10 protein-coding genes are annotated in these 7,467 nt (G+C 38.4%); 3 read left to right on the top strand and 7 right to left on the bottom strand.

Features of this window, described 5'->3' with window-relative positions; translation table 11 throughout:
- From JXQ92_RS14775 to JXQ92_RS14765, 3 genes are all read left to right on the top strand, one after another.
- A partial coding sequence (locus JXQ92_RS14775) for a T9SS type A sorting domain-containing protein (RefSeq protein WP_421987407.1) occupies positions 1–533 on the top strand: 533 nt, incomplete at its 5' end.
- 17 nt (positions 534–550) lie between these two features.
- The gene (locus JXQ92_RS14770; protein ID WP_421987406.1) at positions 551–964 is read left to right on the top strand and encodes a hypothetical protein; all 414 of its coding nucleotides are present in this window, start codon (positions 551–553) and stop codon (positions 962–964) included.
- Between the two features lie 66 nt (positions 965–1,030).
- Positions 1,031–1,486, top strand: coding sequence for an outer membrane insertion C- signal (locus tag JXQ92_RS14765; protein WP_421987405.1), 456 nt, complete (start codon positions 1,031–1,033; stop codon positions 1,484–1,486).
- Positions 1,487–1,496: 10 nt separating this feature from the next.
- Here the strand turns inward: JXQ92_RS14765 and JXQ92_RS14760 are convergent, their stop codons facing one another.
- The 7 genes from JXQ92_RS14760 to JXQ92_RS14730 all read right to left on the bottom strand — a co-directional run bounded on the left by JXQ92_RS14760 (position 1,497) and on the right by JXQ92_RS14730 (position 7,377).
- A complete protein-coding gene (locus JXQ92_RS14760; protein WP_421987404.1) occupies positions 1,497–2,651 on the bottom strand; it encodes an MFS transporter in 1,155 nt (384 codons plus the stop codon).
- Positions 2,652–2,663: 12 nt separating this feature from the next.
- Positions 2,664–3,113 carry a MarR family winged helix-turn-helix transcriptional regulator gene (locus tag JXQ92_RS14755; RefSeq protein ID WP_421987403.1) on the bottom strand — a complete coding sequence of 150 codons (450 nt, stop codon included), beginning with the start codon at positions 3,111–3,113 and terminating at the stop codon, positions 2,664–2,666.
- 139 nt (positions 3,114–3,252) lie between these two features.
- On the bottom strand, positions 3,253–3,624 hold the full coding sequence (locus JXQ92_RS14750) for a cupredoxin domain-containing protein (protein ID WP_421987402.1): 372 nt from the start codon (positions 3,622–3,624) through the stop codon (positions 3,253–3,255).
- 43 nt (positions 3,625–3,667) lie between these two features.
- A complete protein-coding gene (locus tag JXQ92_RS14745) occupies positions 3,668–4,225 on the bottom strand; it encodes a carboxymuconolactone decarboxylase family protein (protein ID WP_421987401.1) in 558 nt (185 codons plus the stop codon).
- Between the two features lie 164 nt (positions 4,226–4,389).
- Positions 4,390–4,740, bottom strand: coding sequence for a MauE/DoxX family redox-associated membrane protein (locus JXQ92_RS14740; protein ID WP_421987400.1), 351 nt, complete (start codon positions 4,738–4,740; stop codon positions 4,390–4,392).
- A gap of 8 nt (positions 4,741–4,748) precedes the next feature.
- On the bottom strand, positions 4,749–6,917 hold the full coding sequence (locus JXQ92_RS14735; protein WP_421987399.1) for a molybdopterin cofactor-binding domain-containing protein: 2,169 nt from the start codon (positions 6,915–6,917) through the stop codon (positions 4,749–4,751).
- On the bottom strand, positions 6,904–7,377 hold the full coding sequence (locus tag JXQ92_RS14730; protein WP_421987398.1) for a (2Fe-2S)-binding protein: 474 nt from the start codon (positions 7,375–7,377) through the stop codon (positions 6,904–6,906). The genes JXQ92_RS14735 and JXQ92_RS14730 overlap by 14 nt, the downstream gene beginning before the upstream one ends.
- Positions 7,378–7,467: the final 90 nt, after the last annotated feature.

Raw genomic sequence — 7,467 nt, 5'->3', positions numbered from 1 at the left:
TTGATATTTCAGCACTAGGTCTGAGTCAAGAAAGAACCATTACCATTACTAATGATGGAGAAATTCCAGTAGATGTAGTGGCCACTGCCCCAACGGATTTCATCATATCTCCATCAACATTTAATTTAAGCACGGGCGAATCCTTAGAACTGACCATTTCATTTGTACCAAATGAAGTGAAGGTCTATAATGACCATATTACATTCTCCTACGAGGGTATAAATATAATTCACCCAGTGACTGGTGAAGGCGTAGTAATTACTTCTGTTGATACAAGAGTCATAGATGCCGCCAATATTTCTATCTATCCGAACCCGGCAGACCGTCTATTGACGATAGATTTATCAGCGATAAATGCCGGTAAGTTGGACATTGAAATAGTCAATACAACTGGAGTGAAACTATTTGGAATAGATGGTTTTACCGATAAAGAACTAAGACTAGACGTGTCGAGCTATGAAGCAGGAATCTACATTGTTCAGTTTAATAATGGAACCTCAATTGTCAGAAAGAAAGTAATGATCAAACGATAGAAAGAAGCCATATGAAAATGCAGAAATACAAATATCAACTCGTCCTTTTATTACTCTTTTTTATAGGAACTTCTTGTGGAAGTGTGAGCCCGTCAGAAAACGAAATTGCGTTTGCTTTATTGGAAGGTAATTGGTCTTTAGGCTCAAATGGAGTGATTGAACTTGATGGTTCAGATGTCAGTTTAAATTTTTCGGATTTCTCCTTGTCATTTGCTGATGGTACTTATGAGACAACAAATGGTGGAAATTTGTTTAATGCAAATGGTACTTGGGACTGGTCAGGTGAAGATGGGCGTACAATTATTTTAGATACTGGAGAGGAAGTGACGATTAATATATTGAATGAATCTACATTTAGGTTTTCATTTTTTCATGAGGGTAATATTCGTTCAGGAATTAGAGGTAATTATATAATCCAAGTAGGAAAGTAAACGATTCCGTTACTCGAACAAGCTGAAATATTTGGGTTTTACTGCATTTCATATATACTTTTAAGTATGAGGAAATTTTTAGTAGTAACACTAGTGCTATTTGGTTTAACAGGATTAAATCAATCCCAAGCACAAGAAATTGGCGCAAGGTTTGGTAACGGAAATGTCAGTGATGTTGCATTCGATGCTGTCTTTTCATTTGGTCAGTTTAGCAGAGTACATTCTAATTTATCTTTCGGGAACGATCAAGTTGGAATAGATGCGCTTTTAGACTTTGTATATCGACCCTTAGGAGAACAAGGATTTAGTTGGTACGCTGGGGCAGGGCCGTTTGTAGCCTTAGGTGGAGACTTTCAGTTAGGGGCTGTTGGAGAAATTGGTCTCGAATACCAATTTACAGAAGTACCAATATCATTGAGTCTAGATTGGCGACCAGCCTTTAGACTTGTAGATGATACTGATTTTGGTGTAGAAGGATTTGGCTTTAACCTGAGATATGTTTTTAAACGGAATAAAGACTAACCAAATATGATTAGTTGCGGATAAGCCTCTTATCCCTGATTAAAACAATGATTGAGACTAAAATCATTGATAAAGAAAGATACAGAAAGCCACTTTTAATAGAGGTTAAATCTATTAAAGGTTGAAAGACCAGCGGTGAAGCGAATTGGCCTAAGAATATAAAAGTAGTCAATAAGCCAAGCACTTTTCCTCTGTTTTCAGGAGAAGCCATGGTTACAAGACAGAGGTTAGAATTTGGCATTAAAAGACCTGCGCCTAATCCTGAAATAAACAAACCGGGGAAAGTCATAGCATAACTATTTGCCATAGAAATAAGTAAGTATCCAATTCCCATAAAAAGGAAGGTTAAACCATAGATTTGATAATGGGATAACCTTCTTTTTAGTTTGGGGTATTGAAAAGAAGTAACGCCACCCACTAACATTACTGTGGCAATGGCGAGTCCAGTTCTCGTATTACTTATATTCGAAAATTCCTGCATTAAGAATGGTATCTGAACTGGCATTAGGTAAAAAGTAACCATCCCTATGAACGAAATAATAAATATTGTCCATGCCAGTTTCGGAAATTTCGTATTGCTTTTTACCGAGGTATCGGAAGATGCTCTGATGGGCTCTTTCAAGAAGAGTAAAACTAAAGGGATGGCGAGTAAAGCGAGCAAGTATATGGCAAAAGGATAACGCCAACTAACATCAGCTAGAACACCACCAAATGTAATAAAAAGCGTTCCAGATAAAGCCATTATTCCTGCTTGCGTACCTAAGAATTGTAGTCTTTCGGGGCCTTCGAAATAGTCTCCAATTAATGCGACTGCCGTGGTCATTATTCCGCCAACGGCTATGCCGAGAAAAGCTCGGCCGATAATAATTTCAAATAAAGTATTAAGATATAGGCCTGAACTGCCAGCAGCTGCATATAGCAAAAGCATAAAGGCCAAGAGTTTAATTCGGCCAAACTTATCTATGAACCAACCCGATATAGGAGAAGTAAGCGCTATAAAAAGACCTGGTATAGTTAAAACAAGTTTAACAAGTGTTTCAGCACTCGAATTATCTGGAAATGCCTTGGTCATTTCAGGTAATGAAGGGGCAATAGTTGCACCAGCCATTACGGTCATCATGCTACAAAAAAGGATGGTTGACTTTACAAGTGCTGTTTTCTTCAATAGAGATAGAACCTAAGCTCTAAGTTTATTTAATAACTGGTTAAGTACTTTCAGCTCCTTTTCGTTCAAATTATCTGTGATATCATCAATTAAAGTCATCTCATTATCGATCTGACTGAGTAACTGCATGCCATTATCGTTTATAAAAACTTGAATTTTTCTTCCATCATGTGGGCATGGTTTCTTCCAGATGAGTCCTTTAGTACATAGTTTGTCAACTAGTCGTGAAGCATCTGCATTGCCAATAATCATTTTGTCCTTAATCTCTAAGGTGCTAATAGGTTCAGAGTTCTGACCTCTAAGAATTCTCAAGACGTTCAATTGTTGAAGGGTAATGTTATATGGCTTAAGTAATTCTGTCATGCGTTGAGATAACCAATAGCCAGAGTACAAAAGGTTAACCCTCGATTTATGCTGAAGGCTTCGGAATGAGCCTTTTATTAATTGTTCATCTAACGTCATGGTATTATGATTTAAGCATTGTAATACAATGTTGGAACAATGAGTGGTTATTGCAAATGTATCATATAAAAAAGGCCATCCCCACTTGCTTAAACAAGATGTGAGATGGCACTTTAATCAACACTACAAATCAACTCACTTATTCTTTCACCACTATTTTGTAGTGTGGTGTTGGGTTTAATGGACAGAAGTAATTATAGGTACCTGCCTTTAATTCAACTATTTTTGAAGAACCTTTTTCGCCATTCTTAATCGCTTTAGAAAGGTATCCTGCTTTAATGTGATCGCCCTCTTTTCCATCTTTAACTGGTGCAATTACAAAACCTACTTCGTGATCAACTCCTGTGTTTGATACTTCGAAAATGTATTTACCTGGTTTTAATGTCAGTTCTTTGATCACGAACTCACCTGGTGTTTGGTCTAGCTTAATAACCTTTGCTTCTTTTTTCTGTGCAAAACCAATGGCTGAAAAGCCTACTAGAAGTGCGACGATAATTAATGATCTTTTCATCTTTTCAAAATTATTATTGTTTGTCAATTGATTATTTCTGGTGTTATACTAATTCAACTTCTTCCTGAATAGGTTGAACCGCTGGAAAATCGATAGCTACTTGGGTAAGATTGTGCACGTAATTGGCTAAAGTTTTGTCTGCCACAAGTGCGATTAGATCTATCAATGCTGCATTGTCAAAACCTTGAGCAAAAAATGCCTCAACAGTTCCTTCAGATGCTCTACCACGATTCTCAGTAATGTCCTGCGCTAGTTTGACGATCACATCAAGTCTGGGATTATTACTTTTTCCTTGTCTTAAAGAAATTGTTTCTTCTTCCGTAAAGCCATTCATTTTACCCAATGCAGTGTGAGCAGCTTGGCAATAATTACAGCCATTAATTTGTGATACGGCGAGGTACACCGCTTCACGCTCTTTAGCATTAAAAGTGCCTTTTGCCTGAGCACCTTGGAAAGCTAAAAATGAGCTAAGTGCGTTTGCTGATTGTCCAATAGTAGCGTAAAGGTTTGGAACCATTCCTACTTGTTTTTCAAGGTTATCAAAGATGGCCTGTGCGTCTGGTGATACTTGATCTCTGGTTGGTACTTCAAAAGTTCTCATGATGTTATTTATTAATGTTTTCTATTTGTTTTCAAATTTCAGATACAAAACTAATGTTGTAACATTAAAGTTCAAACAACGAAAAATAAAACTCATGAAAATTTGCCAAAAGGTCATAAGTTGCTCTTAAATAAGGGTATAGGGTAAGAAAATATTTTCGGAAACTATGTAAAAAGCCAAGCCCAATAGACAAGCCAACCTTGAACAGGTAGTCTTAGCCATAATAAAATGGTAAAATAGAGTCTTTTGCGTTTGTCTGTAAAGAGCATATGGACATTAGCAGGAAAAACACCAACTAAGACAATTATTATTCCCCAGGCACCGATCGATTGCGTTTCTGGGAGTACAAGCAAAATTCCAAAGATGATTTCTAAGGCACCACTGAGGTATACCATCGTGAGTGGATATGGTATATAAGGAGGCATTATTTTTAAGTATGCCTTTGGTTTCCAGAAGTGAGGAATGCCGGCCAGTATGTACATGCCGGCCATCATATAGAGCGAATTACTATCCAAATGTGTATTTAAACTTTCTGAAGGTCGAATGGTAGAACACGTATTCTCTTACCGGTTAAGTTGAAAACTGCATTTGTCAGTGCCGGAGCAATAGGAGGTAGGCCAGGTTCACCAACCCCACCAGGAGCTTCATCGTTCTCCATTAAATGCACCTGGATATCTCGAGGCGCCTCATTCATTCTGAGCATTCTATAATTATTGAAATTATCTTGCTCTGCCGCACCACCTTTAAAAGTAATGGCATCCTTAATTGCCGCAGTTAGTCCATAAATAATATTACCCTCAGTTTGCGCTATAACTTGATCTGGGTTTACATAAACACCACAATCAACCACAGATACAACTTTAGGAATACTGACTTGACCGTTCTCTTTCTTCAAGAAAACAGCATGGGCTACAATTGAACCAAAACTTTCAACTATCGCCATTCCTTTACCTTCATTGGCGCCAAGTTTTTGATTCCAATTCGATTCTTTTTCGAGTCGTTTTAAAACATTCACAAATCTTGGTTCCAGAAAAAGCTTGTCTTTTCTAAATGCCAATGGATCAACTTTTAACTCCGTCGCCATTTCATCAATGAAACTCTCATGTGGAAACGCATTGGTTGAACCAAAAACAGAGCGCCACCAGTGAATCGGGATTTGATTTTTGTATTCAGTATACCTGACGGAAACATCATTGAAATCGTAATGCGTATTGATGGCTTCCATTACTTCAAATGGAACTCTACCATTCGATCCTCTTCCTTGCGTGGTAATAGCCGGGCTTATCAATTTATGTTGTAAACCAACTCTATCTTCGTTGTATACAGCCGTCAACTGATGATAACTTGTTTGCCTGAAAGGCCCTTGACTCGTGTCGTCTTCTCTTGACCAAATAAGCTTAACTGGTTTCCTTAACGACTTAGAAATTTGGAAACATTCTTCCAAAGAATCATTCATTGAACGTCTTCCAAAACCTCCACCTAAATAAGGTAAGTGAACTTTTATCTTAGTCTCAGCTTCGTTGTCAGGAATACCCAATTGGCGTGCAAAACTCCTTTGCACTTGTGGACTTTGACTTGGTGCCCAAACTTCTACGGTGTTGTCTTCTCTAACATGAACCGTCGCGTTCATTGGTTCCATGCAGGAGTGGGCCATGTGCGGAAGTCTATAATGTACTCTTTTCACTTTAGCACCTCTAGCAGTTAAGCTTGCTTTAAAATCTCCTTTTTCAAAATGTTCTAAACCATCCTCTTTAGTTAAGCCTTGCATGTCTTTGTTCATGCTTTCGGTCGAGATATCGGTGAATTCGGAGTTATCCCAAGTGACGTTTAACTTCTTTCTACCTTCTGTGGCTGCGAAATAATTTTCTGCGATTACTGCAATTCCAATATTCTTTTTACCGTAAACAGTTCGTGTAACCTCCATTACTTCAATTACTCCCTTTACAGATTTAGCGGCAGCGGCATCATAATTTTTTACAGCGCCTTGGAGCGTAGGGCATCTTTCTATGGTCGCATATAAAAGACCGTCAGTCTTAGCGTCGATACCAAAATCGGCAGATCCATTAACCTTTGGAGGTAAATCTGGTCGAGGACTTGTCTTACCAATAATTTTAAAGTCTTTCTTTTCTTTAAGTGAAGGTGTTTTTGGTAGGGTTAGTTTGGAAGCATCATCAACAAGTGCTCCGTAGGTAATTTTCTTGTTCGTGCCCTTTTGATAAACGACACCTTCTTTTGCTTCACAATCAGAAATGGCAACTCCCCATTTTTTTGCTGCAGCTTCTAATAAAACGGTCTTTGTTGCAGCTCCAAGTTGACGCATTGGGGTAAATAGACTTCTTACACTTCTACTTCCTCCGATTGACTGCCTTCCATATTTCCTTGAAGCACTTGCCTTGACAATGGTCACCTGATCCATGCTTACTTCAAGCTCTTCAGCTATTATTGCCGGAATACCTTGGGAAATACCCTGCCCCAACTCTGGGACATGTGCCATTATGGTAATGCTACCTTCCGAACTTATAGTGACATAAGGATTCAATTGTGTACCTTCAATAAGATCTTCAGGCATCAGCATCTTAAAAGAGCTGTCACTAGAACCAAAAGCAAGTGAATCAAAACCTACTGCAAGCATTGCACTTGCCATTCCCGTTACTTTCAGAAATCTTCTTCTATCGAGTTTATTTATTTCCATTTGTGATTTCTTTTGAGGCGACATGAATTGCTTTTCTTATTCTGTGATAGGTACCACAACGACAGATATTTCCAGACATAGCCTGATCGATATCTTTGTCGGTAGGAGATGGTTTTTGCTCGAGTAGTGCCACTGCCGACATGATTTGTCCAGATTGACAATAGCCACATTGTGGTGCTTGTACTTCTAACCAAGCTTTTTGAACAGGATGTTCATTATTTGTTGAAATACCTTCAATTGTGGTAATCTTCTGACTAGCTGTTGCCGAAATTGGCAAAGAGCAAGATCTTACAGGAGAACCATTTAAGTGTACCGTGCATGCACCGCACTGCGCAATACCACAGCCATACTTAGTGCCTGTTAAACCTACCTCGTCGCGGATAACCCAGAGCAATGGTGTCTGCGGTTCCGCCTCGACGGTATACTCTTTATTATTAATGTTGAGTTTATAAGAAGCCATTAGGAGAGTTTTAATATATACTCAATTTAGCATTTTTCATGTACATGTCTCTATGCTATTACTGCGAAGAACACATATATTAAACAGGAT

The sequence above is a fragment of the Roseivirga sp. genome, from assembly GCF_049099775.1.
In the GTDB taxonomy this organism is placed as follows: Bacteria; Bacteroidota; Bacteroidia; order Cytophagales; family Cyclobacteriaceae; genus Roseivirga.
This window is presented reverse-complemented; position numbering and strand designations above follow the sequence as displayed.

Excerpts from the sequence above, each read along its gene's own strand:
- JXQ92_RS14750 (WP_421987402.1), bottom strand. The coding sequence starts at position 3,624 with ATGAAAAGATCATTAATTATCGTCGCACTTCTAGTAGGCTTTTCAGCC.
- JXQ92_RS14730 (WP_421987398.1), bottom strand. The coding sequence starts at position 7,377 with ATGGCTTCTTATAAACTCAACATTAATAATAAAGAGTATACCGTCGAG.
- JXQ92_RS14765 (WP_421987405.1), top strand. The coding sequence starts at position 1,031 with ATGAGGAAATTTTTAGTAGTAACACTAGTGCTATTTGGTTTAACAGGA.
- JXQ92_RS14735 (WP_421987399.1), bottom strand. The coding sequence starts at position 6,917 with ATGGAAATAAATAAACTCGATAGAAGAAGATTTCTGAAAGTAACGGGA.
- JXQ92_RS14755 (WP_421987403.1), bottom strand. The coding sequence starts at position 3,113 with ATGACGTTAGATGAACAATTAATAAAAGGCTCATTCCGAAGCCTTCAG.
- JXQ92_RS14770 (WP_421987406.1), top strand. The coding sequence starts at position 551 with ATGCAGAAATACAAATATCAACTCGTCCTTTTATTACTCTTTTTTATA.
- JXQ92_RS14745 (WP_421987401.1), bottom strand. The coding sequence starts at position 4,225 with ATGAGAACTTTTGAAGTACCAACCAGAGATCAAGTATCACCAGACGCA.